The following is a 24,605-nucleotide window of genomic DNA, read 5'->3' as shown; positions in this document are numbered from 1 at the left end:
GATCTCATCCTTCGGCCGCCGCCCCAGCAGTGCCCATATTGCCGAAAGCAAATCCTTGAAAAACAGCGGCGAAAACACATTCTGCCAAAGTAGTGCTAGGGCGTGGACTCATTAGCACGCAGCCAAATTCGGATTGAGGCGAGTTTGACGAACGCGAGATAGTTAGCTGCGAGCTTGTCATATCGAGTCGCAACACGCCGACATTGCTTGATCTTGTTAAAGAACCGTTCGATCAAGTTGCGCGCACGATACAGATAGGGACTAAAGCAGATTGGGTCTCTCCGATTTCGTTTCGGCGGAATGTTCGCCCAAGCTCCTTGCTGTCGGGCAAGCTCCCTGATCCAGTTCGCGTCGTATCCACGATCCGCGAGCAACATTGTTTGTGGGAGCAACGCGCTGAGCAGAACCGAACACAGCCGATTGTCATGCGCTTCACCAGGCGTGAGGGCGAGATGGACCGGCAGGCCATTGGTGTCCACCACCGCGTGGATCTTACTCGTTAGGCCCCCTCGCGAGCGCCCTATATCTTGGTGATTGTTATCTGCGATGCAGGCTCCGTGCTGGCGCACCCGCACGACCGAGGTATCGATCATCTGCACCGCCGCGTCGTGACCTGCGGCCAGTGCATCCATGATCCGGTCCCAGACGCAGGCCTGCCGCCAACGGACAAAGCGATTATAGCAAGTGGTGCGGGGACCATAGTATGCCGGCAGGTCGCGCCAGGGAGCGCCTGAGCGCAGAACCCAAAAGATGCCGTTCAGGACGCGCGTCGTCAACACGGGGAATGCCACGCGGCTTGTTCGGCAGAAACGACCGGATGGCAGCCCATTCAAAGTCCGTGAGTTCATACCGCACGATTCGAGGCTCCGGTTTGGACGCTTGAATCACGTCCAACCCGATGCCTTCAACCGGCAAAAACCGGAGGACCGGTACTTCCGAGATTACCCTGTAAGCGGACATATCCCGGACATGCCAAAATCGACGCGAATGACCCTTAGCGGTCATGGCGCAACGCAGAACAGCGGATTGCCGCGCGCGACATCTTGCGCCTCCAATACCCCGACTCCCATGCCGCGATGTGGTATGCTTCCAACTGAATTTAGCGTGGTCCTGAGCCTCCTTGGAGGGCTGCATGAGACGGCGCGATTTCATCAGTCTTCTTGTTGGCGGTGCGGCGGTCGTATGGCCGCTCGCTGCGGGCGCACAGCAGATCCCCAATCGCAAGCGCCTTGCTATTTTCAGCCCAGCAGAGCCAAGCGCGGACTTGCGTGAGCATAGCAAAACCAAAGCTTGGCGAGCCTTATTCGCTGAGCTTCGGCGGTTGGGGCAGATAGAGGGACAAAACCTCGAGGTCGAACGTTACGGCCGAGAGCAGAACACGTCCGGCCTCGAAGCCCTGGCGACGGAAGTCGTTCGGGGCAACCCGGCAATCATCTACGTCATTGGCGCTGACGCCGTCATCTTCAAAAAGCTAACATCGCGTATTCCGGTTGTAGTGACCACTTCCGACCCCGTTAAGCAAGGGCTCGCCGAAAGTCTGGCTCACCCAGGCGGCAATTTCACGGGAGCCAGCATCGACGCTGGTCTATCCATTCATGGAAAGCGAATTGCACTGTTGCGCGAGATGGTTCCGACGATCTCGATACTTGGGTGTCTCGCTCTTCGAGCGTACTGGAATGGGCCAACCGCAGGCCCCGCAATTCGCGCGGCGGCCGAAGCGGCAAGCCTCGCTCTCCGGGTGTCTTTAGTGGAATTTGGTGCCAGCGAAGCAGACTATCGGGCGGCCATCGAGAGTATCTCCCGCGACGGTGCAAATGCGGTCATGGTCCTCCCTTCGCCTGAAACCTTTCAAAACAGCACTTTGATCGCCAAGTTGCTCAGCGACGTGAAGCTTCCGGCGATTTTTTCGTTTACCGAATCCGTCGAGGCCGGGGGCTTAATGGCCTATTCGTTCGACCTGATCGAATTGAATAAGCGCGTCGCCAATAATATCGACGCAATTCTCCGAGGAGCAAAGCCCGGCGACATCCCGATCTACCAAGTCACCAAATTCGAGTTGTCCATTAATATCAAGACAGCAAAGCAGCTGGGGCTTTCCGTACCTCCTGCGCTCGTCGCGATTGCCGATACGGTCATTGAGTAAACAAGCAAAGCCCCGGTTGTGGCCCCATTGGGGGCATAACAACGAGTTGGGCTGATATCGGCTTTCCCAACTCAGACATACTTGGTGTCGTGCTTGACCGAATAGGGGGTAGTAAACGGTACCGACTTTCGCGTCATGAATGACCCCGGTCACGTCGAACCCGGCGGGGCTTCACAGCAACGCCGAGATCAAAACGTCGCAACTGAATGGCTTGCCCGGAGTTCATGGGTGAGGCAAGCTCCCCATAGCTGCCGGCCCGGACACTCGGGGAACTGAAAATGAGGATTGTTCCCGCGCTGCTCTCGTCTGTGATCGTTTGTGGCTTACTCGCGATACGGATGGCAACCGCCGCAGACGGTCCTCCCGCTTGGGCCTATACGCCGAACAATCCCGACTACAAGCCTCCCGTCGATGACGGAAAGCCAGTTCGCGTGCCAGAGAGCACGGCCGGCTATACCTGGAGCCAGTTGCGTGATCGTTTTGTTGCGCCCATTTGGCACCCCAGCGATCACGGCGCGCTGCCGGACATCGTCGCGAACGGCCGCAAACCCGGTGTGTTCGCATGCGGATTTTGTCACCGCGCCACCGGGCCTGGTGGTCCGGAAAACGCGGACCCTGCAGGGCTGCCGAAGAGCTACATCATCAGCAAATGGCCGACTACAAGAGCGGGGCGCGTAGTACAGCCCTCCCCGAGCGAATTCCGCCAAAGCTAATGATCGAGCTTTCCAAGCCGATCACTGACGCCGAAATCGAAGCCGCGGCAGCCTACTTTTCGGCCTTGCAGCCGCGCAAACGCATCAAGGTGGTCGAGAGCGACACCGCGCCAAAGACCTATGTGGCGGGTCTGCTTTGGGCGGCGGTGGAAACCAGCGAGCGCGAGCCGATCGGAGCGCGGATCGTGGAGATCCCCGACGATCTGCTCCGCTTCGAAAGCCGCGACCCTCGATCGACCTTCACAGCGTATGCACCAATCGGGAGCCTCGCCAAAGGCGAGGCGCTAGTCATGAAAGGTGGGTCGGGCAAAACGATCCAATGCGCGTTGTGCCATGGCGCGGACCTGAAAGGGCTTGGACCGCTGCCAAGCATTGCTGGTCGTTCACCGAGCTACATGTTCCGGCAGCTCTATGACTTCCAGCATGGCGCTCGAACGGGAGAATGGAGCCCGTTAATGGCCCAAATTGTAGCCAATCTCGACGAGCAGGACCTTCTCGCGATTGTCGCGTACCTCGCATCTCGCGATCCGTGAGCAGGCACGAAACCGCGCCACGCCACACCGGGACAAGGCCATGCTCAGGAGCATCGGGCCCAACTCCTGAATGTCGCATCGCTCTCTTCATAGAAGGGCGTATGAGGTCCGGTTCTGGCCCGTTTGAGACATGCCGACTGCAACGGGCAATGTCCGAGTTCGAGGGCGAAGCGGAAGACATATGCTCGCACCGAGTTCTTCGCATTTTGACCCGAAGCGGGCATCACCTTTCCAGGCGGAGACCAACCATCGTGCGGTTGCGGCGACGGATGATAGCCGCGCATTCAGACCTTCCAAATCATTGATTACTTCGTGGGGGCACTTGTCGGAGGAGGCGTTGGCGCCGGGTTAGCGACGCCATAGTGGTCAGCAACGAAGTTGCCAGTGTGAGTAAAGGACGCCGGCCGCGACCGTTCAGGCAGCATCGTAGCGTTCCAAGCCTCCCAGTCACTTTTCAGCCGTTCGAAGACGTCTATCTCCCGGTCCTTGAGATTGGCCCGCTCACGCGGGTCTCTCACCACGTCGAAGAGAAACTCGTTTCCCGCTATCCGCAGATATTTCCGGTCGCCGTCGCGGATGGCACGCTGCGATCCCGCCTTATAGCGCCAACACAACTTCCGGGGATGCGGCCCCGCGCTTCCAGTCAAAACTTGTCCGAGGTCCTCACCGTCGGATGGATAAGCCGCGTCCGGCGACGTGCCGACGGCAGCAAGCAAGGTCGGCATCCAATCCATCGTTATCATGACCTGTTCGCACACCACTCCAGGCAGGATCCGGCCGGGCCAGCGCACAATCGCCGGAACGCGAATCCCACCCTCGAGGAGTTCATGCTTCATGCCGGAGAATGGCCAAACGTTGGAGAACCGTTCACCGCCGTTGTCGCTGGTGAGGATGACAATGGTATTGCTGGATAGACCGCTCGCGTCGAGCGCCTGCAGCACGCGACCTATGTTGGTGTCCAGACTTTGTACCATCGCGGCGTAGGTCTTTTGCGAGCCGCCGTCGCGGTCAAAAATGTTCCTGATCCGCTTCGACTCTGCCTCGTCATCCGGCCCTTCCCATGGCCAATGCGGCGCGGTGAAATGCTGGCTCAGCAGAAACGGCTCTTTTGACTTGGCGTAGCCTTCAACAGTTTGCACGGCTCGATCGCCGAGTAGATTCGTCATGTAACCGTGACGCTCAACCGGCACTTCTTGCTCGTAGAGTTGATGCGCAAGTCCGGGGAACGGTAACACGTAGGCTCGGGAAGCCTCCGCTCCATGATTGAAATAATCGGCGCAGCAACCGAGTATCCCGAAGAACTGGTCATAGCCGCTCTTCAGCGGACTGAAATCCGGGAGATCGCCAAGGTGCCATTTTCCGACTAGCGTCGTGCCATATCCCGCCTTCTTCAGCAGTGATGGCAAGGTGGGGTGGCTTGGCGCCAGGCCGATTTCTTTGGGAGTTAAAGGAGTAAGTGGCTCTTCGAGCCCAAGCGGCAAGCGAGCTTGATAGCGCCCCGTGATCAACGCCGTGCGCGTCGAAGAGCAGTCAGGCGAATTGGAGTACGCTTGCGTGAATTTCAATCCCTCGGTTGCAAGCCGATCTATGTTCGGTGTTGTATAATCCCGCTGACCGTAGCAGCTCAAATCTGCGTAGCCGAGGTCATCCGCCAGGATGAAGACGATGTTCGGTTTTGTCGATTGAGCGCTGGCGGAACGACCGCGGCCTATTCCAGCGAGCGCCAACGAACTAGCGGCAGTTGTTTGGACAAATCGACGACGGGAAATCCCGCTCTGCACCATGGCTGAGATCTCCTCGGACCGTCAAATATGCGCAAGGGCATCACTTCCAGAACGTCCGTACACTACGCGCAATTGTGTGGGGCAAGTATGCACAATCGGCAGTCGCAGAGCGACGATTAGCCGCCCCGGAGAAGATGAACTCAAAGCCCGTTGGGTCGACTAAATCATTCGACGCGAATGCCGGGCTCATCTCCGAGTTTGATGCTGTTGTCTAATCGCTGCTGAGGCGTCAAGCATATAATTTCGTTCAGGGGACACTGCCGGATTGTCTAATCGCTGCTGAGGCGTCAAGCATATAATTTCGTTCAGGGGACACTGCCGGGTGCATGGTTGTCTTCGCGGTCGGCATTAGCCGCCGCATGATGGAGCTTCGCAGGACGAGCCTTCAATGTGGACGACGCACTTTGCTGAGTCAGCAGTGCAACAGCATCAGCGGAATGGCTCGGCTCACGTCCCGGCAGGGACACCTTGGGCGTTCGGGTTCTGAACGCGATCGGGGCTTATGCGGTGGCTCCGGCATTCGGATTGAAGAGTTCGCCAGTCTTAAGCATCGTGTGCATTATAACCGCCAGTTTGCGCGCCACGGCCACGGCAGCTCTTTTGAAGCCGATCCTCTCCCGGAGCTTCAGACCCCACGTGCGCAGAGTGCTGTCGGTTGAGCTGCGCGTCAGAATGACCGCAGCCGCTTCGTACAGAAGCCCTCGCAAATGGTGGTCGCCCCGTCGGGATATATGGCCGTCATAATCGACTTCTCCGGATTGGTAGCGGCGCGTTGTCAGGCCGATCCAGGCGCCAACAGATCGGGATTTCCTGAAGTTGTCCGGCCTCTCAATGGCTGTTGTGAAGGCGGTTGCGGTGATCGCACCGATGCCGGGAATGGACATAAGGATGCGGCAAGCCTCACTCTGGCGCGCGTCCTGGACCAACTGGCGTCCGAGTTCGGCGGCGCGGATGCGAATGCCACGCCAGGCTTCCAGCATCGGAAGCACGATCGATGCAAGTCCGTCCTGATCGGCAAGAAGGCTCCGGACGTTCTTCTCGAAGGTGCTTCCCTTTCCGGCAGAAACGACCAGACCGAAGGTTTTCATGACGCCGCGGATCTGGTTGGAAAGCTCGGTAGTGATTCGGACCAGCCGCGTCCGCGCTGCGACAAGCGTGCGGGTCAGCATGCTGTCGAATCCCTTCACACGCACCTCACGAAAGAAGCCGACTTCCGCGAGTTGCGCCAGGCCATCGGCGTCGTTTGCGTCCGTCTTATTCGCCGCCATATCGAGCGCCGCTTTAGCATGGCGCGCATCGATGCAGATCGCCGGCAGGCCTTCGGCGCGCAGAGAATGATAGAACCACACCGACAGCGGTCCGGTCTCGAATACGACGCGTTTCACGGATGGCGCCCGCTTGCGGATGAGCTCGGCTATGATTCTGGGATCAGATGCGCACTTGCTGCGCCAGATCCGTTCACCTGCTCGGCGGATCGAGACTGACGTCTCTTTCATCGACACGTCGAGACCGATATATTCTTCCATGGCTGTTCTCCATTCGATGCTTGGGCCCGGTGTCCGGTCGTGAGCCCGTATTTCCATCCTATCGGGGAACAGCCACCAGCTTCCATTGTCGGTTGACCCGGCTGGAGGGGCGACTCGCTCCCGCGATTACCCCATGTGGACGGGTCCTCCACGGGCAAGGCGCCGTCTCCTACACCACCGATGGTCATTTCTATTTCATCACGACAGCGGTGGGCGCGGCCAAGTACGCCTCGAACGACCCGTCGGGCCCGTCTGCGGAAGAGGCGATGGATACCGCCTCCAAGTCAATCGCCTACACCGGTCGCTATGTCGTTGACGAGAACACGAGGACTATCAACCTAAACATCGAAACAAGCACATTCCCCAATCTTGTAGGTGCGCCCAACCAACGGCGTGTCGTTACAGCTATCAGTCCCGACGAGATGACATTTGTGAACCCCCGCAATCCGGCTGGCATAACGCTTGAGTTTCTGTGGAAGCGGGCCAAGTGATCGCGTTACGTCCGGTCGCGCTCCACAGCTGTCCTTCGTGCTCACTGACTTCACGTCCGCAAGTGGCCCGATTGCGAAGTCTGCGCGGCCTCTCAGAAGGTCCGCTCATCAAGGTACACCGGAAGTGACTGGCCGACCTCGCAAAAGGCGCTTTTGACCCACAGCGGACAGCACGAGAACCGGCGATCGCAACGCCTCCGTGACGGGAGGCGTCGGGATCTGCGTCTTCTATGAGAGCTTTTTCACGCCGGGTGGACGCCATGTCCCTTCGCCCGCCGGCAAGATCGAAGGTGGCGTAGGCTTCGGCCAGTATAGGCGCATCACGAGATAGATTTTGTCATCCGGCGCCGGAAGCCAGTTTGCTTCCTTGTCCGCACCGGGGCTGTCTTTTTGGATGTACAGCGTCAGCGAGCCGTCTGCGTCCTTTTTCATCGCCGGCAACATCGGAGAGTTGATGAGATAGCGATTGATCGGGTTCTTGACCAAAAACTGGCTCTTGCCGTCGTACATCGTAACGGACCAAAACGCATTCACTGGCGGCAACTGGCCGGGCGCGAAGGTGATGGTGTACTTGTGCTTGCTGCCGTCGAGCAGCTCACCGGTCGCGTCCTTCCGGGTATATGGGTACATCGCTTCTACGGCATCGTTGCCATAGAGACCGCCCTTGGCGGCGCCGGCCCGCATCGCCCAATCGCCGTTGAAGAAGGCCTCGTCGCCAAAGAACGAGCCGACATTCCAGCCGTTGATGTTTTTGTTTCCGCTGGCCAGCCATTTGTCGACCTTGTCGTCACCCTGCTTCATGCCCACCAGGATTTCAGCCTTGAGTTCGAGCGATAGATCCTTGAACGCGAAGGTCTTGCCGGGACCGATGCCAATTCTCGCAAGTTTCGCACGGACCGCTTTGTCCCTCGGCGTCTCGGGGACGAATTGCAGGGCTGCGTCAAGATATTGGAAGAAGTTATCCTTGATCCCAGCCGTGGTGGCGGGAACGAAATCAATCTTCGGCGCGGCGGGCGGGGCGGGCTGTTTGAGGAAGGCGGAAAGCGGTTGGGCCTTGTAACCGGCCTGAACTTTCTCGACGTTCGGCATGTCGCCAGGGTTGAAGAGCTGGGTGCGGAAAGCTGCGAACGTGAACGGCGTCGTCGATCGGAAGACCTGCTTGATTCCGCTGGGCGTTCCACCTTTCCAGTCGGGGCCAACCACCAGATAGTCGCCGGGCTCGGTCCCCGTGGCGCGCGTGCCGATGTAGCCGAAGTTGTAGGTGTTGCCGTCGATGAGCTGGACCGAGTAGTAGCGGTCCTTTTCGGTCGCCGGCACCGAGATGACCATTGGTTCGGCGCGTAAATCCAGCCAGAGTATCGAGTAAGGGGTGTCGCTGTTCGGCGTGATGATTGCCGTATCCTCTGGCGTGGCGACGTGGTGCATGTTGTAGATTTCGTTGAACGGCGCTTTGAACTGCCCCGAGTTCTTGTCCACGGCATATTCTTGCATGACTGCATAATTCATCACGAGCGGCAAGCCGTAGATGAAGCCTTCTTCAGCGATGTCCTTGGCCTCTAACAGCCTGGGCCAATTGGCGTTGTTCTGCGCAATTGCCGGGGTGGACTTCGCCACCACGACGGCGAGCGCGGTCATTGCACCAGAGCGAAACAGATCGCGTTTCGTAAACATCAGAACAATTCCTTCCGGTTCACAGCTTGTGATCATGCGCGTTTGGGTAGCACTAAATTGATAGCGCCCTGTGCGATGGTTGGCTATGCAAAAACGGTTAATCCAGATCCGCCTGGATGTCCGCCTTTGGCCCTTTTCGGACATGGCGCGATGTCCGACTTGAGTCCGTTATGCGCACCAAAGCAGACGTCCGCCGGCCGCTCCAAGCTTATGGGTTCACGCCCTAGCCCGGCGAAGGACGCCGGGCCAATTCTCGCAGCTTCGTTAGTAGCACGGAGGATAAGGATAATATCCGCAAACCGGCGGGCGATAGTAATACGGATACGGATGGTACGCGTAGGCTGCCGCAGCCACAGCACCGGCCGCCGCAGCGGCTCCGGCATAATATGCACCCCGATAGGCCGTGCGTCGCGCAACGCCTGCGAATGAAAGCGGCGTAAATGGAAGGCCGATGATGTCGATAAATACAGAGGCAGGGCCATCAGCGCCCTTGATGTCGCCTTCGAGAACGTCGACATCGAACGCAAGGTTATCGCCTTCGAGCTTGGGATTTTTCAAGGTGACAACGACATCCTGCACGCTGCTGCCGTCCTTCTGAAATACGGACACCGTGGCGTTAGGCGGATTCTTTGCAAAATTGTCGCTGCCCGCCCCCCAATCCTCGACGATATGGCTGGTCAGATCGTGGCCGGCCGAACGAACTGGCCGATCTGCAAATATGATCGCATTTGGCGCAACGCCGGCGAGGACCAGCTTGCCCGGCTGCAGGTTCGCGCCTCTGGAGTTGACGACGATCAGCGATGGCACGACCTGGGATTTGGTGGCCCCGATCGTCTTTAGCGGCGCATGGGGCGCTGCGTCTTGCGCCAAGGCCATGTTTGTGACCGTCAGAGCACCGAGAAACGCAAGCGCACGCATTGTATTCGACAGCATATTTCAACTCCAAGATCAGGAACCATCCAGGCCGAAGCATGATGGGAAAGAATGGAGGCCGGCTGAATCGGCCGGCCTCCTCTCTTCATCAGTAGCCGCCGAACCTGTAATTGACGCGCACTGTGAGCAAATTCACGTCCGTCTTGGTGTTGGTGGTGATCGAATTGACACGCGCCAGCGACGGCGTCAGGAAGGTGCTGCTGTCGCTCACCCGCCACAGATAGTCGTACTCGAGGCCGGCCGTCCAATTCGGGGAGAAGCCGTACTCGAAGCCGACACCCACGACGCCACCCCAACGGGTGCGCTTCGCAAAGTCGAGGCCCGTGCCGGTTGCGGTGTCGTATAGACCAAAATTCTGGCTACCAACCGCGGCGCCGCCCTTGGCGTAGAGCAGGACATTGTCCATCGCATAGCCAATTTGCCCCGTGAACAGCCCCAAGCCGTCGAGGGTAGACCTGTAGGTATTGGCCGGGTTCTGCAGGCTGACGCGCGTGTTGCGGATGTTGGTCCAGTCGCCCTGCCCTTCCAGACCGAACACCAACTGTCCGGCCTGCCAGCGATAGCCAACCTGGCCACCGATGGCCCCGCCGCCGGCGCTCTTGCAGCCTTCAGCGAAGATGCCGCCAATTCCGTTGATGGCGGTGATATCGACGCACTGGTTGCTCCAGCCATACCCGCCGTTCACGCCGAGGTAAAAGCCGGACCAGTTGTACATCGCCACCGCGATCGGCGCCGCCTTGTAGACGGGCCGCGACGGAAGGTCAGCGGCCTTTGCAATACCCGTGAGCGAAACGGACATCACCGTTGCCGCGGTCAGTAAGCTAATTTTCTTCATTGCCTGCAAGCCTCATAGAATTGGAGAACACCTGGGCCATTTGCCATCGACCTTGTCTCACTCGATATGCAGAAACTGTCACCTCGGACCATTTCACCGCAGTGTTGCACCAAAAACACCATTCCGAGCTCACAGCGACTTGCCAGACTTCACTGCGCGCGGCCGGCGATATGTCTCGGATGGCAACTCTCCGAACAGCGACCGGTAGTGCCCGGCAAATCTGCCAAACTCGGTGACGCCATGGGCCGCCAGGATGTCTGCGAGACTGGCCGATGCGCCATTCCCACGACGGATCTCATGATGAACGAGGTTTAACTGCCGTAGCCTCAGATAGTGCTTTGGCGAGAAGCCGAGATAGCGCTCAAAGGCGCGTAGCAAGGTTCGGTACTCGACCTTGGTGGCTTTCAAGATATCCGTGATGTTGATGATTTCCGTCGACCGTTTCCGTACGAATTCAAGTGTCTCCAGAACGATTCGCTCTGACGAGAGGGTGTACTTGTTGGGCAGGACAGCTTCGCTCAAACGATTGTCCCAAACGTAAGCCAGCTCATCCATCAAGGCGCGCTCCATATGCCGCGCCATGACGGGCCGGTCAGCAGGAGCGCAGTTGCAGATGGAACGCAGAGCCTGCTTCGATGCTTCGATCAGTCTCGATGCGATCGGCTCTGGTAGCCGGACGAGATGCTTGGCAGTCTTCGGCGAATCCTGATTTGTGGCGGCGGGGAGGATCTTCCTCGCGATACTTTCTTCCCTCGGCAGCGACCACGCTACCCATTCGACATGACCGGAACGAACAAAGGTGAAGTGACTATCCGGAGGGAGAATGACCAGGTCCGAAGCCTGGCATGGCGCGCCATCGAGCACGACGCGATTGTCGAAGTTGGACGACTGGATGATCAGCGTCGTAAAAGTCGGTTCAGTGACGCCATGGACGATCCCCGGGCCGCCATCGGCGCCGAATTGAAGAATCGTGCGATTCAATGTGAGATACTTCACCCCCCAACGGTACGAGGACGGAGCGGATTTCAGAAATGTCACCGTCGCGCCCTGGATGGCGTCGGTGTATTGCCCGAAATCATTCAAATCCAAGATCCCGCCCCGTCAGAGCGGCAGCTCAGGAGAAGTAGATGGGAGCCTCAGCGGATCGCCAAACTGCATAAGCGGATCGGTCCACAGCGAGCGACCGACCCGCTCGCAGACGATCTACTTCATCTGGATGCCCATCATCTCCCGCTCCGCCTTGAACACGACAGCAATGGCATCGATGATGAGTTTTTCTGGATTGGCCTTGCAGTAGACGATGACTTCATGCTCCGCGATCTTGCCCTTGCGCAGGTCGAGGAAATGCTTCTTGGCAAGGCCGTTGTACCACCCGCTGTACCAGGCCGTCAGCGCGTCGGCGTCTTCCTGGTAGGTCCCCGCGAGTTGCGCGCAGGTCAGCTTCTGGACGTCAATGAATCCATTCGCATCGACATAGGACGACAGCGGCACCTGGGCCTTGACCGACGCCATGGTGGCGACAAGCAGTGCGACGGAAAGCAGCAGTTTCGAGCGCATTGGGGGACTCCTGTTGGAAAGATTCTGATGTGGAGATACTTTAGACGATCCGGCTTTCAGAATCCGGGCGCCTTCGCGCGCGCCTGGATCCGGGTTGAAACAATCGGTCCGGATACGCGATCGAGATCCGTACAACGCTATCGGATGGTCGAAGCGGTGCGTCGCGCAGTCCGGTGGGCTAGGGGCAGCGCATGTAGATGCGGCCATAGGCATCGACCGCCTGGACGCATGCGGGTGCGACAACAACTGGCGCGGCCGCCGCTCCGACCGCAACTCCCGTCGCGACGGCGCCTGCAGTCACTGCTCGCGCCGTCGTGCGCCTGGCAACGCCGGCGTAACTCATGGGCGTTAAAGGCCGTCCGATGATCGCATGGGCTCGAGTGACAAAGGAGCCGGGTTCAACCAGCGCCTTTTCGCTCGCGAACAGGCCTGCAATCACGGCGACTACCACTCCTGCGAGCTGTATGGACTTGGTGATGGAAGATGTCATTTCTTTCCTCCCTGGGGTGATCCTGCCGGGACTTCATCGATGTCCCCAAGTGAGCCGAAAGCCATTGGCTTCACTTCCGCAGCGGGCTTGAAGACAAAGGCATCCGCTGGCGGCTGGACATTTGTCTTCCAGTTCTTGATCCTCAGGGTGTATTGCGGCGCGCCGGTCACTGCCTTGCTGGTGATGATGAACTTGCGCGGCACGGGATTGGCCCCGACGTCGATCCATATCTGCCAGTCGGTGTCAGGCGAGCGGAAGGCGAGATGCTCGCACTCGACCCCGTCGATGACGCCGCGGCCGATATGTTTGGCATCATATACTCCCGTCATCAGATCATCGAATGACCGTGACAGCAGCAAGTCGGCACCCGGCGCCTCGACGCCGAAATCGGAACGCATCTTGTCGATCAATTGCTCCACGCTGCCGGAAAAATCCGCCTGGGCATAAGCGCCGACATGCTTTCCGAGGACCGTCAGCTTCTTGCCGTCGAAGACCAGCTCGAGGTCTGCGTAGCCCCCTGTCCGGGTGGCACGCAGTTTGTCGGGACGGCTGAGCATGACCTGCCCCGAACTCGCAAACTGGATCTTTTGCAGATCGTCCGTGATCACTTCGATATCCGAATCGAAGGTCGCGTCGATAGTGGGTTGACCGCCGATATAGGCGGACATTCTTTTCAGGATTTGCAGGGCGCCATCGCCCTGCGCCTGTGCCCCGCCGGCGAGGATCGCTGCACAGAGGACAACGCCGGGCGCGAGGACGCGCCGAACAAGACCGAGTCTGATCATCGATAGAGCCCTGTTCAGAATCGGTAGTTGACGCCGCCACGCACGATGTTCACTCGATCCGAGCTCACTCCGGTGCCGACGATCTTCGTGTAGAGATACTCGCCCTTCACAGACCAATTCGGCGTCAACCCATATTCCACGCCAAGACCTGCCGAGATGCCCGGACGCCAGGACGAGCCCGAACAATCCGGCAGGACGCCAAGCGTGCCACAGGGTACGCCCGCGACGGTCGATGCGCTGGCGGTCGACTTGACGAAAGCTGCGCCGCCCGTGGCGTAGAGCAGCACATTGTTCATCGCCACACCGATCCGCGCCCTCACCGTCGACAGCGCACTGATATTCGACGAGGTGTTCAGCGTAACGCCCTGCCCGATGCCGAGAATGCTGGGTGTTACGACGGACGAACCCTTGATGTTGGCCCAGTCCAAATCACCTTCCAAGCCGAGCACGACATATCCCTGCTGAATCTGCCCGCCAAACGTACCGCCAATCATGCCGCCACTGATGTCGAAGCCGGCACGATCGAACCTGTTGGAGAACAGCACCAGCGGGTCCTGATTGCCCCAGCCATACCCGCCGTTGACGCCGACGTAGACTCCCGTCCAGTTATAGACTGCGGCAACCGAAGCCGGCGCCTTGTAGGCGGGCGCCGCCGGCAAGTCTGCCGCAGCCGCGTAGCCGCCCATCATTCCCGAAGCTGCGATTGCAACTGCAAACTTACCAATCTTGTTCATTGCCCACCTGAGTGATTGAAGAAATTCGTGCAGCATCGAATCGCATCAGGCGCGCGCAACCCGCTATGCAGAATCTGACGCCTGCTTTCAATTTTTCCGGCTGTGGCGAAGTTGCCGCAGCCGACGCATCGCGCCATCGATGATGACCGGAACCCCACCTTCGCGAATGGTCTATTGGTGCAAGGCGTGCGGGTTGACGAATATGCAAATTCTGACAATCCGGTGATGTTGAGCGACGACCGGGCGCTCGCGGCCCTGTTCAACGCTGCCGAACGCATCATGGTGACGGGCAGCCCAATTGCGTGCGAAATGCAGCGGCGTCTTCGGCGGGTCGTTGTCGCCAGCACAGGCAATTCCGCTGGAGAAGACAATCAGAGCGGCGCGTCCCTGGAAACGATTGCAATGGCGCGCGTTCAGCGCGCCGACGATTCGCCGGAACGGTCTATGCAAAATCTGTCAATGCATAGGGCACCGCATCGCAGCGGCTCCTACGGCAGATCTGCCTCTTTGGTGTCCTCGAATGAGGCCGGCTCGACAAATGGCGGCTCGGACATTTCCGCAAGCCAATCGCGAATGAGCGTCGGGGGTATTGCCCGTCGTGGCGTGCAGGGATTGATGGTGCCCGCGGTCACGATGTATCCTTGCTCGAATTTCTGGCGAGCAAACCTCTGGGCGTCGAGCTCGGTCGGAAAGCTCTCACTTTGTCTCGAACGTCGGTGCGCCGATGCTTTGCGCACCGTCTTCGGCACCTCAAACGAAACATACCATGTTCTCAAGAGGTCAGTTGGCACCGGTCTTTCCGATTTGTTTTCCCTGTGGGGTCGCCTATCTCTGCGAGTTCGCCCCGCATGCGCTTTCGGCACGAACCGGAGCCGCGTCCCATCCCTCACACCAAGAGGCGCGGAGATTCAATAGACCGGACGCAGCTGCAGGCCGGAAAGGCCGACGGTGACATTGATGGCGACTGATCCCTCTACGGAAACGGGCTGCAACGCAAATGACCGCCCCGAGCCACCGACAAGAACATTGACGCCGGCGCCCAAGCCGAGGCCGATATCACCTGACGCCCCGACATATTCGCCGGCCAGAGCTCCGACTGGAGGGCCTGCCGTCGGGGCAAGAACCGCCCAAGCTAGTGCGCCTCCGGCCGAAACGCCGATATCGATTCCGACGGTGTTAAGTGCGCCTTCATAGAGCTGAATCGGGAACGGCGGGTTTTGCGTAAAGCGGCATGACATCGATTGATGGCCAAATATGACAAACCCGATGCTGGGGTCGACCTTGCACGCCAGCATGCCGATCTGGGTCCACGATGCCTGTTGGGCGCCTGCGGAAGACACAGAGCCAGACCATGCGCCGAAGACGCAGAGGACAGCCAGAGCTGGTGCACGCATTCGCTTCCTGATCATCTCGCAAAACCTCGTTGATCGCGGGCAGGCGCTTGGTCCTGAGCCGCCCTCTGCTTTTCGTAGCTGAGCATGCGCGAAGCCGATGAGACTATGCAAAATCGGCGCGCTGAACCTGCCGTAAGCGAAAAATCGCGCCTTCAACGGCTGAATGACTGGGGCCATGGCAGAACCGCTTTGCACACATACGCGTTTACCTGGCGTAGTCGGGAACGGCGAGGCCGGACAAGAACTTACGACCAGCCAGCGGCAACTTTGCCGAAATTGCATAGTCGACCCTGATGGCGCGCGCTATTCGGTTTTCAATCCAAGCGTTACGTCCCCACAGCGCCTGCAGGTCGCGCCGCGCGTACCTGGTTCGCGGTAGAAAGCATCATGATGCTGACCGACACACCGACTGCCGCACACCTGTCGCAGGTCATTTCGCAGGTGACGGCGCCAGCGTTTCTCCTTGGCGCAGTTGCAGCTTTCGTTTCGGTTCTGATCGGACGGATGAACCGCATCGTCGACAGGCTACAGGCACTGCACGCTACAATCGACGACGACATTTCCGCAGTTCACCCCGACGTGCCGCATCTCCAGCGCCGGGCCGTGCTTTTGAACAAAGCGATAATTCTCTCGTCGATCAGCGCCATCGTCACCTCGCTGCTGGTGATCCTGGCGTTTGTTTGCAGCTTCTTCCAGTTTCGGCATGAATACGGGGTCGCCCTGCTCTTCGTTATTGCACTCAGCTTCTTCACGATCTCGCTGGTGGATCTGGTCCGCGAGGCTCGCCTTTCACTGCATGACCTCAGCCACCACAAACAAAGGCAACACCGGCCCAAGGCATCAAATGCTTAGCAAAGGACCGCGTTAGAACTCCAGTGCCCGACCTCGGTCAGTTGACTCCGACCATCCGTGATCCCCCACGATAGCCGAAATCTATCGGTGACCGGATGCGGCGACACTCGACGAAAGCTGGCCCTTTTGTCACATTGATCAGAGGTTGTGCGTGATATTAATCGTAGTTTACTCTTGAAGACGGCGTTACGTTCCAAACGATCTCTCTAACAAAATCTAAATTTTGCGGGAGTAGCAAGTGTTTTGGATTAGGACGATGAGGATCGAAGATCCCCAGCTTTGCCCGAGTGCCGTTCGAGGATGCGAGCTCAACATATTTCCGACAAAGCGTGGCGAGTTTGATCTGAAGATAGAGCAGATTGGATTGAATCGGCTTTGGATGAGTCGATACGAGGTAAATCTGCCTCAAGTTAACAAACTAGCCGTCCGGCCAGGCCGCAGGTCAATCAGCTTTCTGACGCAATTGGAAGGCCCTCCAATTCAACACTGCGGCATGGACGTCTCGCCGGGTGATATCATCATCGACAAGTTCGACGTGTCGCATAAGCGTTCCGGCGCGAACCTTCGCCAGGGCGGGATGTCTCTCTCCGAGGAGGATATGAATGCAACCCTCGCGACCGTCATCGGAGCTGATTTTCTGGAGAAATTGACAACCCGCGTGGTTCGGCCTCGCCCGGAGTTGATGTCACGCCTGTTGAAGATGCATCAGACCGTCGGCGAGTTGGCCCACACACCGGACGCTCTGGACTCGCTGGAGCTGCGTCGCGGGTTCGAACAACAATTGTCTCATCTGATGGTTCGATGCCTAGCCGAGGGCGCCGGCATCGAGATTACCGCCGGCAGGCGGCGTCACGACGCGATTATCGCGCGGCTCGAGGATTATCTGGCTGAAAACCCGGACCGCGCCATCTATCTGACTGAACTCTGCGCTGCGACCGGCGTTTCCGAGCGGACGCTGCGATCAGCTTGCGAAGAACATCTTGGCATGGCTCCCATCCGCTATCTCACGCTGCGAAGAATGCATCTGGTCCGGCGCGCGCTGCTGCGCGCCGACGCATCCAAGGCCACCGTTACCCATATCGTGACCAACTACGGGTTCTGGGAGCTCGGGCGCTTCTCGGTCGCCTATCGCACGCTGTTCGGAGAGTTACCGTCGGAAACACTGCGACGGCCCGCGCAGGATCCCCATGTCCATCTCATGCGTCCCACAACACTGCCAGTCGATGTCATCGTGGGACGGCTTCACTAAAGCGCAATGAGATTGGGATGAATCGTCATCGCGCTTCAGGTTGTTGTTTGAGCATGATCTCCGCGCAAACGCGTTCCGCGTTTGTCGCGAGGGAAAACCGCTGCACACTTTGCACTAACGCGGCCCTTCGGGTCCGGATCATGCTCTAGCGCAGCATTTGCCTTACCTGATCGCGCAAATCGACCGGCCGATTGCGCCAGCGAAGCTTGCGATCGAAATATCCTTCTGCGCTCTTTGAAGCGCCCATTTTTCTCATGGCGCCGGAATTGCATAGTCGAATCTTATCGATTGCCTGATGGTGCCTCATCGACGGGCCCCGTGAGCTTCAAATGGTCGCAAGAGCCATCCGCCCGTCCGATGGGACAAGGGGACATGGCTGAACGCTCCATTTCAAGGTTTGACGATCCCGGAGCGTACGAGGCCGGATTTGGCGATATCGGTGTCACTCTCACGATCACTGGTCCCGGGGATTTCGAAGCGGAGTTGCTGCGGCTGAAACTGGACCATCTCGTCATCATGCGGCTGCGCGAATCGCTGCCGCGCATTGCCTGCATTTCGCTCGCAGCCGATAGGGTCTTTTTGTCTTTTCCGATTGGCCGGACGAGCCTGGAATGCGACGGGTTTGCTTTCCAAAGCGACCAGATCGCGTTTCATGGCCCAGGCCAGCAGATGCACCAGCTATCGAGCGGGAAATGCCAATGGGGCCTGATATCCCTGCCCCTGGATCAACTCGCAAGCAGTGGTGCGGCGTTGACCGGTCTGCCGATCCTGCCCCCGCGCTCCACCAGACTTCTCCATCCTTTCGGCGCGGACCTGTCTCGTTTTCAATGCCTGTTCCGACACGCCTGCTACCTGGCGACTCCCGCAAACAAACTGATTGAACAGCCCGACGTGGCAAGGGCGCTCGAACAGAACATGATTCACGCCGTGATCCATTGCCTCACCTGCGACGGGACGGAAAACAGTTCCAGGACGCGCTCCAACCACACAGCCTTGATGACCCGCTTCGAAACAGCGCTGCGCAAATCCGTCGACCGGAAGATTACGTTGCCCGATCTTTGCGCCGAAATCGGCGTAGCCGAACGCACATTGCGGATGTGCTGTCACGAGTTTCTCGGCGTCAGCCCGATGCGATATCTCCTGTTGCGCAGGCTGAACAAGGCCCGCGCCGCGTTACGGCGCGCCGATGCCTCCACTGCGAGTGTCGCCAGCATCGCGCGGGAGCATCAATTCGTTGAACTCGGACGCTTTGCTGCGACCTACCGTGCAGCTTTCGGAGAAACGCCGCTGACGACGCTTCAGCGCAAGGCTCAGCTGTGTTCGGAAGAGCTGCTCGATGACAGCAGGCGGAGCGCGAGGACGAGTTATCCGAGATCGAGACCGGATTGATGACACCTCGAGCAACTAGCGCCTTAAAATTGCAGGTAGGGACGAGGATGAAACCGACATGGCGACGTCGAACGTTGCCGCGAGCAGGGTCGAGAGCATGCGCCGGGCCGTGCTGACAGCTGCACGTTTTGCCGATTTTGCATAGGCGGCCGGTTTTGGGGTGCCTACGGTCCGTACCTACCAACGTGCCGGAAGCCCCCGGCGGATCGCAAGGAGAACGAGATGCGAAACAAGAAGACCGTGCACATTTGTATGGCATTGCTGGCGGCGACGTTGCTGCTCGACACCGGGACTGCGCGGGCTCAGAGCGCGCCCAACGGACAACTGAAGACGATCGGCGCGCCCTCCTCTGCACACGCTCAAATTGTGCCATCGCTCATCGTTCTCAATTCCCGTAGCGCAACATTGCAAGGCGACAGCCTCGTGCTGACCGGCGTCACGCCGAACTCGATCATATTCGCAGACCGGCCCGTGCGCGCCGCCGGCCATCAGCTCACGGCTGACATTATCGCCGACTGGAGCACGGGCAAGGACAGCTTTGCCAGTGATCCTCCGAACGCGACTGTTTCGGCCTTCAACGCCAAGGATGGCTCCGTCAAGGATGCCGTGGTCGTCCTGAAAAATCCGAAGCTGGATGGGGACAAGCTGATCTTCACCGTCCAGACACTCGAGGGCGATCTCACCGGTGCCGATGGCGCAGCCTCGATCTTCATCGATATTATCGGGCGCCCCTTTACACCGCTTTCCTTTGCGGGCGTCGCGCGGCGCACTGCATATCGGGGCGCGATGTATGCCGGGGCCGCCGCCGTCGGAGCTGCCGCCATCGGAGCCGCCTACGCCCGGCCCTATTGCGGCTATTATCCCTATCCTCCTTGTTATTGAATGCGTCTCGTGCCGGGCGGCACGTAGCTGCCGCCCGTTCCGGTCCGGCCCTTGCAGCAGCCTTGGTCGATCAGGTGTAGTACCTGTATCTTCCACTCGTCCCGTCCTCAGCGTCAACGCGCCACGGAGCGCGAGCGTGATTGCCGCCGCCCACAGCATGCGGCCGCGCGCCGAAGTGGCGCAGTTATGGTAGCTGATCGTCGTGCGCGTTCCTGACTCGCTCGACGCCGACAGTTCGGCTCGAGGCTAGCAGAAACATGGGTTTTCTCGCGTCAGAAGCGTGGATCACGGACTGGCTGTGGGGACTCCCCTTGATCGTCCTTGCATCCGTCATGCATGTCATCGGTCTCGGAGCGATTGAACTTGGCATTGAGCGAAGTTTAAGGCGCGCGAAAAGAGTTCGTGGCCATCTGGCGACGTTTGTAGCGGTGGCGGGAGCGACCGTGCTGTCGGCCACCGCCTTGCACGCCATAGGGGCCGCTGTCTGGGCCGGAGCCTACCTCTGGCTCGGCGCTCTTCCAGACGAGCGCTCGGCGATGCTGTATTCAATTGGTGCGATGACGACCTTCGGCCATGCAAGCCTCCATCTTTCTGACCGTTGGTAGACGTTGGGGGCGCTCGAAGCTCTCAACGGCATGCTGCTGTTTGGGCTGACCACGGCCTTCCTCTACGCCACCATACGCAGCGTTCATGCTGCCATGTTGGGCACGCCGGCTTCCGCTGCAGAGAACGTCGAAGAATTGCTAGCTGGGCAGACTAGCCGCCGAAACAATCAGGCGTCCTGAGGTAGAATGAGAAAATCGCAGCCTATCGCGGATTTGGAGATCGGAGCGCGCAGAGGGCTGGCGGCTTCATAGCGCCACCGCGAACCAATAGTGCTCATCTCCATCGGCCGAGGCGCGCCATCCTCCGCAGATGCAAAAGCCGCTGGTCCACCGGAGGCGCTTCACACGATTGCCCCGTTACGCCTCTCGTCGAGATTCGTGCTTCTGCACCGTCGCTCACCTTTCTTGTTGGCGACGGTGCAGTTGGATCACGAAGCCATTCGGCCATGCCGGCCCACCCGAGGGCCGGCATGCGTTCGAGTTTTCTCAAGTGACCTTCTTGGCGGCCGGAACCGTCCAGGTACCGTTGATGATCGACGGGTCGGTTTCCTGCGGCCAGTACATGCGCAGCATGAGGATGAAATCTCCCTCAGGTGCGGGAAGCCAGTTTGCCTCCTTGTCTTTGCCCGGAGAGTCCTTCTGAATATAGAGATCGGTGGACCCGTCCGGATTTTGCTTGAGGTCTTGCCGCGCGCTGATCGAGTAGCGATTGAGCGGATTGTTCACAAAGAAGTAGCCGCTATCGTACATCGTGAGCGACCAGAAGCCCTCCGCTGGGGGCAGATGCCCCTTAGGGAATCGCATGACGTACTTGTTCGCGCCATTGTACTTTCGGTCATCCGCGTCCTTTTGCGAGGTCGGATAAACCGCGTCTTGCGGACGATTGGCGCCGAGCCCGATCGCGGTGATAAGGGCCCGCATCAGATAGTCGGTGCCGTAGATGCCGGTTCTCGTTGTGAAGGCAAAGCCGTTCTCGTCCTTAACGGCCTTGTTGACCTTGAACTGAAGCATGATCCTGTCGAACGACACCTCCGGTACACGCTTCAGGAAGTCCGCCTTGAGCTTGCTCTCGTCAAAATCCTGCCCGGGGACGATGCCGATGCGGGCCAATTTGGCAAGTTGCGGGGCGTCCGCTTCGTATGGCGGATTGGTTTTCATGAGCTCGCAGAGCAGCTTGAAATACGACACCGCGTCCATGCGATCGACCTGTTCGCGGACAGCCGTCTTCATGTCGATCGAGGGATCGACCTTGCCCGCAGGTGGCGTGTACGGCTTGCCATAGGCGCTGAGCGGAACGAGCTTGCACTCGTCCTGCAGCTTGTGGACGGCCGCGTAGTCCTCTGGCGTGCCAGTGCAATAGATCCGGCCGAGCAGCCACACGATGTTGGTCTGCGACTTGTACTCCTTCACGCCATCCGGCAGTGTGCCTTTCCAGCCAGGTCCGGTGATTGCGTAGGTCTGTGCGCCGGTGCCGGTGGTGCGCTTGCCCGGCACCTGGAACACCGTAGTCCAGCCGTCCAGCATCGGCATCAGGAAGTAGCGTCCCTTCATGTCCGGAATGCTGAGAACCCACGGTTCTTTCCCGACATCCAGAAAGGAAGTCGTGTAGAGCGTGTCCGCGTTCGGTGCCGTGACATCCTTGAACGAGGCATCCGGATATTGGCGCATCTTGATGATCTGCCCCATCGGCGCCTTCGTGCCCACGGGCTCGGCGACGTTGGTGAGAACCCGGCGGGTCATCTCCATCGTCACCAACGGATAGCCGAAAACGTAGGCGTCGCTCGCGAGCCAAAACTCCTCCAGGCCCTGCCCCACGCCAAAGAAGGAATCCTGCGCAAGGGCTGATCGTGTTGCAGCCGCACCTGCCAGCAGACCCATGCCTCCCAGCGCAAGATTACGACGAGTGATCTCCATTTTTTTCTCTCCTTGGCACCTGATTGAAACGACTTCAAACGATTGGCGAGTGGGGCCGACAACGATTTAACTTCCAGGATCCGACCGAAGAAGTTCGCGCTTCATCAGCGCGTACGCTCTGGATCAATCGCTTTTGCATCAAATGCTCACTAGCCATTGTTGAGCGAGCTGGCATACCAGCCACTTCTCGTCCGCTTACCAACTTACGGAGGACTCGGCGGCACGCTATGCGAATTCGGCAACCGCGAGCTTTGGTCGCGGACCAATGGACGATGGATCAGCTTCGGTGCGACTGCGAGGGACTTCTCACGACTTGCTGCCAACGGAATCCGCGCCTGGGCAGAAATTGCATAGCGGATCGGTGAAAGTGCTCTCTAATAACATCCATTGCGCGCGTTCGCCCCGAGGCCTGAGGGCGTGGCGGCGCACTTGGTCGGTTCGCGAGGAAAGCATTCAATGCAGATTGATACTCCGTCAGCCCCGCACCTGTCGCAGGTCATTTCGCAGGTCATCTCGCCGGTGACCGCACGCGAGGCGCGCCTATCGCCGCGTGAGATCACACATCATAAGCAAAGCCAAAAGTCGGTTCACCGCGTCGAATGGGGCTTGATATTCCTGTAACTCTGAGGCGGCGCCAGCGCTCGAACAGCTTCATGCCGTGATCCATTACCTGCCCCGCGACAGAACGGAATACAATTCAGAGACAAGACACGGCTGTGTCAGAGAGGTGCCGTTGATCACGCTTCAGCGCAAGCCTTAGCTTTAGTCGGAGAATTACGCGATGAGCGCCGTCAGACTACCGGCCTGGCTTCGTATCGTGATGGTGAGCGGCGCATTCCTGCTGGCCATTGGCGCGGGGCTGTTCGCCTATCTCTGGTACATCCGACCGGTCACGCTGACCGCTGCAGTTGGATCGCTTGATGGCGAAGCCGCTAAGGTCCTGTCGGCCATCGCAGGTCGCCTGACCACCACGTCAGCGCCGGTGAGGCTGCGGATCGTCAATCAATCGGGTGCGCTCGAAGCCGCCGATGCCTTTTCATCCGGCAAGGCCGACCTCGCCGTCGTCCGCGGCGACGTCGGTGACCTGTCGCAAGCCCAGGCAGTCCTGGTGCTTGCACACGCGGTCGTGCTGATTGTGGCCCCTCCCGGTTCGCCGCTGACCGACATGGCGAGCCTGAAAGGCCACCGCGTTGGCGTGGTCGGCGGAGAGATCAACAGAGCCGTCGTTAACGCACTGCGTCAGCAATATGATCTCGACCGCGCAAACGTGAAATTCAAGGATGTCTCGTTGCCTGAGGCACGCCAGGCAGTCGACTCCGGAAGCGTGGACGCGCTTCTGCTCGTCATTCCCCTGACCCCCAAATACCTGTCGCTCGCGCGCAGCCTCTTCCCGCAAAATCCGAAATCCCTGCCGGTGCTCATTCCCGTTGAAGCAGCCGGCGCGATTGCGGAAGGTCATCGCGCCTACGAAAGCTTCGACGTGCCGAAAGGCACGCTCCGCGGTTCGCCGGCAGTCCCGGATGACGACCTGACGACACTGCGGGTGTCTTTCTACCTGGTCGCGCAGAAAAAGCTCAATCCCGACACCATAGCCGACCTGACAAGATCGCTTCTCGCCGCGCGCCGGGACCTCATCGGCGAATTGCCGATCCTGGCGCAGGTCACCGCCCCTGATACGGATCCAGACGCCTTCCTGCCGGTCCACGCTGGTGCAGCGGAATACTTCAACGGCACCCAAGAAAGCGTTTTGGACGAATGGAGCAATGCGATCTACCTGACGCCGATGATCCTTGGCGGACTGGCTTCGGTCCTTGCCGCAGCCTGGAGGTTTATCGGCTTGCGGACGTCGAAACCTGATGAATCGGCGCTCGACGCGCTCTATGCCCTGGCTCGCCGGGTTCGCAAGGCCCAGCACGAGGATGAATTATCCGACATTGAGAGCCGGATCGATGACATCTTGAGCGACCAGCGGCTCAAGATTGCAAGCGGAGACCAAGATGCCGCCGATATGGCGACATTGAACGTTGCCGCGAACAGGGTCGAGAGTCTGATCCATGCGCGCCGGGCCAAACTGAATACGTCATAGTTGCAGGATTGGCTCGGAAGAGGTGGTAGCCGACGAGCA

The 24,605-nt window shown here is 59.1% G+C and carries 25 protein-coding genes; 12 read left to right on the top strand and 13 right to left on the bottom strand.

Features of this window, described 5'->3' with window-relative positions:
- Nucleotides 1–95: 95 nt before the first annotated feature.
- A protein-coding gene (locus IVB46_RS38570) for an IS5 family transposase (protein ID WP_247345257.1) occupies nt 96–858 on the bottom strand; the annotation gives its coding sequence in 2 pieces (ribosomal slippage) (nt 96–768 and nt 767–858; 765 coding nt in all).
- Nucleotides 859–1,132: 274 nt separating this feature from the next.
- On the opposite strand from IVB46_RS38570, the gene IVB46_RS38565 reads away from it, so the two are divergent.
- From IVB46_RS38565 to IVB46_RS38555, 3 genes are all read left to right on the top strand, one after another.
- Nucleotides 1,133–2,143: an ABC transporter substrate-binding protein gene (locus IVB46_RS38565; protein WP_247345241.1), complete on the top strand. Its 1,011-nt coding sequence runs from the start codon at nt 1,133–1,135 to the stop codon at nt 2,141–2,143.
- Nucleotides 2,144–2,421: 278 nt separating this feature from the next.
- A complete protein-coding gene (locus IVB46_RS38560; protein ID WP_247345238.1) occupies nt 2,422–2,856 on the top strand; it encodes a hypothetical protein in 435 nt (144 codons plus the stop codon).
- Nucleotides 2,856–3,389, top strand: coding sequence for a c-type cytochrome (locus IVB46_RS38555; RefSeq protein ID WP_247345235.1), 534 nt, complete (start codon nt 2,856–2,858; stop codon nt 3,387–3,389). Before IVB46_RS38560 ends, IVB46_RS38555 begins: the two co-directional genes overlap by 1 nt.
- 305 nt (nt 3,390–3,694) lie before the next feature.
- Here the strand turns inward: IVB46_RS38555 and IVB46_RS38550 are convergent, their stop codons facing one another.
- Together IVB46_RS38550 and IVB46_RS38545 are read right to left on the bottom strand one after the other, a co-directional pair.
- Nucleotides 3,695–5,173, bottom strand: a complete 1,479-nt coding sequence (locus IVB46_RS38550) for a sulfatase-like hydrolase/transferase (protein WP_247345232.1) — start codon at nt 5,171–5,173, stop codon at nt 3,695–3,697.
- 500 nt (nt 5,174–5,673) lie between these two features.
- On the bottom strand, nt 5,674–6,699 hold the full coding sequence (locus tag IVB46_RS38545; protein WP_247345230.1) for an IS110 family transposase: 1,026 nt from the start codon (nt 6,697–6,699) through the stop codon (nt 5,674–5,676).
- Here IVB46_RS38545 and IVB46_RS38540 point away from each other — a divergent pair.
- Nucleotides 6,606–7,190 (top strand): lipocalin-like domain-containing protein, encoded by a 585-nt coding sequence (locus IVB46_RS38540; RefSeq protein WP_247345227.1) that lies wholly within the window; start codon nt 6,606–6,608, stop codon nt 7,188–7,190. The two genes, IVB46_RS38545 and IVB46_RS38540, sit on opposite strands and share 94 nt — an antisense overlap.
- A 228-nt stretch (nt 7,191–7,418) precedes the next feature.
- Here IVB46_RS38540 and IVB46_RS38535 read toward each other — a convergent pair whose 3' ends face one another.
- The 8 genes from IVB46_RS38535 to IVB46_RS38500 form a co-directional block, all read right to left on the bottom strand.
- Nucleotides 7,419–8,861 carry a DUF1254 domain-containing protein gene (locus tag IVB46_RS38535; RefSeq protein ID WP_247345222.1) on the bottom strand — a complete coding sequence of 481 codons (1,443 nt, stop codon included), beginning with the start codon at nt 8,859–8,861 and terminating at the stop codon, nt 7,419–7,421.
- A gap of 264 nt (nt 8,862–9,125) precedes the next feature.
- The gene (locus IVB46_RS38530; RefSeq protein ID WP_346016159.1) at nt 9,126–9,668 is read right to left on the bottom strand and encodes a hypothetical protein; all 543 of its coding nucleotides are present in this window, start codon (nt 9,666–9,668) and stop codon (nt 9,126–9,128) included.
- Between the two features lie 214 nt (nt 9,669–9,882).
- A complete protein-coding gene (locus IVB46_RS38525; RefSeq protein WP_247345217.1) occupies nt 9,883–10,629 on the bottom strand; it encodes an outer membrane beta-barrel protein in 747 nt (248 codons plus the stop codon).
- Nucleotides 10,630–10,758: 129 nt separating this feature from the next.
- Nucleotides 10,759–11,718: a helix-turn-helix domain-containing protein gene (locus tag IVB46_RS38520; RefSeq protein WP_247345214.1), complete on the bottom strand. Its 960-nt coding sequence runs from the start codon at nt 11,716–11,718 to the stop codon at nt 10,759–10,761.
- Between the two features lie 114 nt (nt 11,719–11,832).
- Nucleotides 11,833–12,186 (bottom strand): HdeA/HdeB family chaperone, encoded by a 354-nt coding sequence (locus IVB46_RS38515; RefSeq protein ID WP_247345212.1) that lies wholly within the window; start codon nt 12,184–12,186, stop codon nt 11,833–11,835.
- Between the two features lie 178 nt (nt 12,187–12,364).
- A complete protein-coding gene (locus IVB46_RS38510; RefSeq protein ID WP_247345209.1) occupies nt 12,365–12,676 on the bottom strand; it encodes a hypothetical protein in 312 nt (103 codons plus the stop codon).
- The gene (locus tag IVB46_RS38505) at nt 12,673–13,461 is read right to left on the bottom strand and encodes a DUF2092 domain-containing protein (protein ID WP_247345206.1); all 789 of its coding nucleotides are present in this window, start codon (nt 13,459–13,461) and stop codon (nt 12,673–12,675) included. The genes IVB46_RS38510 and IVB46_RS38505 overlap by 4 nt, the downstream gene beginning before the upstream one ends.
- Before the next feature lie 14 nt (nt 13,462–13,475).
- A complete protein-coding gene (locus IVB46_RS38500) occupies nt 13,476–14,231 on the bottom strand; it encodes an outer membrane beta-barrel protein (protein ID WP_247345204.1) in 756 nt (251 codons plus the stop codon).
- Nucleotides 14,232–14,297: 66 nt separating this feature from the next.
- On the opposite strand from IVB46_RS38500, the gene IVB46_RS38495 reads away from it, so the two are divergent.
- Nucleotides 14,298–15,110, top strand: a complete 813-nt coding sequence (locus IVB46_RS38495) for a hypothetical protein (RefSeq protein ID WP_247345201.1) — start codon at nt 14,298–14,300, stop codon at nt 15,108–15,110.
- Here IVB46_RS38495 and IVB46_RS38490 read toward each other — a convergent pair.
- Nucleotides 15,104–15,766 carry a DUF992 domain-containing protein gene (locus IVB46_RS38490; RefSeq protein WP_247345198.1) on the bottom strand — a complete coding sequence of 221 codons (663 nt, stop codon included), beginning with the start codon at nt 15,764–15,766 and terminating at the stop codon, nt 15,104–15,106. The genes IVB46_RS38495 and IVB46_RS38490 overlap by 7 nt on opposite strands.
- A gap of 210 nt (nt 15,767–15,976) precedes the next feature.
- On the opposite strand from IVB46_RS38490, the gene IVB46_RS38485 reads away from it, so the two are divergent.
- From IVB46_RS38485 to IVB46_RS38465, 5 genes are all read left to right on the top strand, one after another.
- On the top strand, nt 15,977–16,441 hold the full coding sequence (locus IVB46_RS38485; RefSeq protein ID WP_247345195.1) for a DUF2721 domain-containing protein: 465 nt from the start codon (nt 15,977–15,979) through the stop codon (nt 16,439–16,441).
- Nucleotides 16,442–16,697: 256 nt separating this feature from the next.
- Nucleotides 16,698–17,690 carry an AraC family transcriptional regulator gene (locus IVB46_RS38480; RefSeq protein WP_247345192.1) on the top strand — a complete coding sequence of 331 codons (993 nt, stop codon included), beginning with the start codon at nt 16,698–16,700 and terminating at the stop codon, nt 17,688–17,690.
- A gap of 372 nt (nt 17,691–18,062) precedes the next feature.
- Nucleotides 18,063–19,079 (top strand): helix-turn-helix domain-containing protein, encoded by a 1,017-nt coding sequence (locus IVB46_RS38475; RefSeq protein WP_247345189.1) that lies wholly within the window; start codon nt 18,063–18,065, stop codon nt 19,077–19,079.
- Between the two features lie 222 nt (nt 19,080–19,301).
- Entirely contained in the window at nt 19,302–19,961 is a 660-nt protein-coding gene (locus IVB46_RS38470) for a hypothetical protein (protein ID WP_247345186.1), read from the top strand.
- 257 nt (nt 19,962–20,218) lie between these two features.
- Complete coding sequence (locus IVB46_RS38465; RefSeq protein ID WP_247345183.1) at nt 20,219–20,566, top strand: hypothetical protein; 348 nt, start codon at nt 20,219–20,221, stop codon at nt 20,564–20,566.
- 486 nt (nt 20,567–21,052) lie between these two features.
- Here IVB46_RS38465 and IVB46_RS38460 read toward each other — a convergent pair whose 3' ends face one another.
- Entirely contained in the window at nt 21,053–22,480 is a 1,428-nt protein-coding gene (locus IVB46_RS38460; RefSeq protein WP_247345178.1) for a DUF1254 domain-containing protein, read from the bottom strand.
- A gap of 456 nt (nt 22,481–22,936) precedes the next feature.
- Between IVB46_RS38460 and IVB46_RS38455 the strand changes: the two genes are divergently transcribed.
- Together IVB46_RS38455 and IVB46_RS38450 are read left to right on the top strand one after the other, a co-directional pair.
- Entirely contained in the window at nt 22,937–23,101 is a 165-nt protein-coding gene (locus IVB46_RS38455; protein WP_247345175.1) for a hypothetical protein, read from the top strand.
- 160 nt (nt 23,102–23,261) lie between these two features.
- The gene (locus IVB46_RS38450; protein ID WP_247345172.1) at nt 23,262–24,566 is read left to right on the top strand and encodes a TAXI family TRAP transporter solute-binding subunit; all 1,305 of its coding nucleotides are present in this window, start codon (nt 23,262–23,264) and stop codon (nt 24,564–24,566) included.
- Nucleotides 24,567–24,605: the final 39 nt, after the last annotated feature.

The organism is Bradyrhizobium sp. 61, assembly GCF_023073075.1.
Taxonomy (GTDB): Bacteria; Pseudomonadota; Alphaproteobacteria; order Rhizobiales; family Xanthobacteraceae; genus Bradyrhizobium; species Bradyrhizobium barranii.
This window is presented reverse-complemented; position numbering and strand designations above follow the sequence as displayed.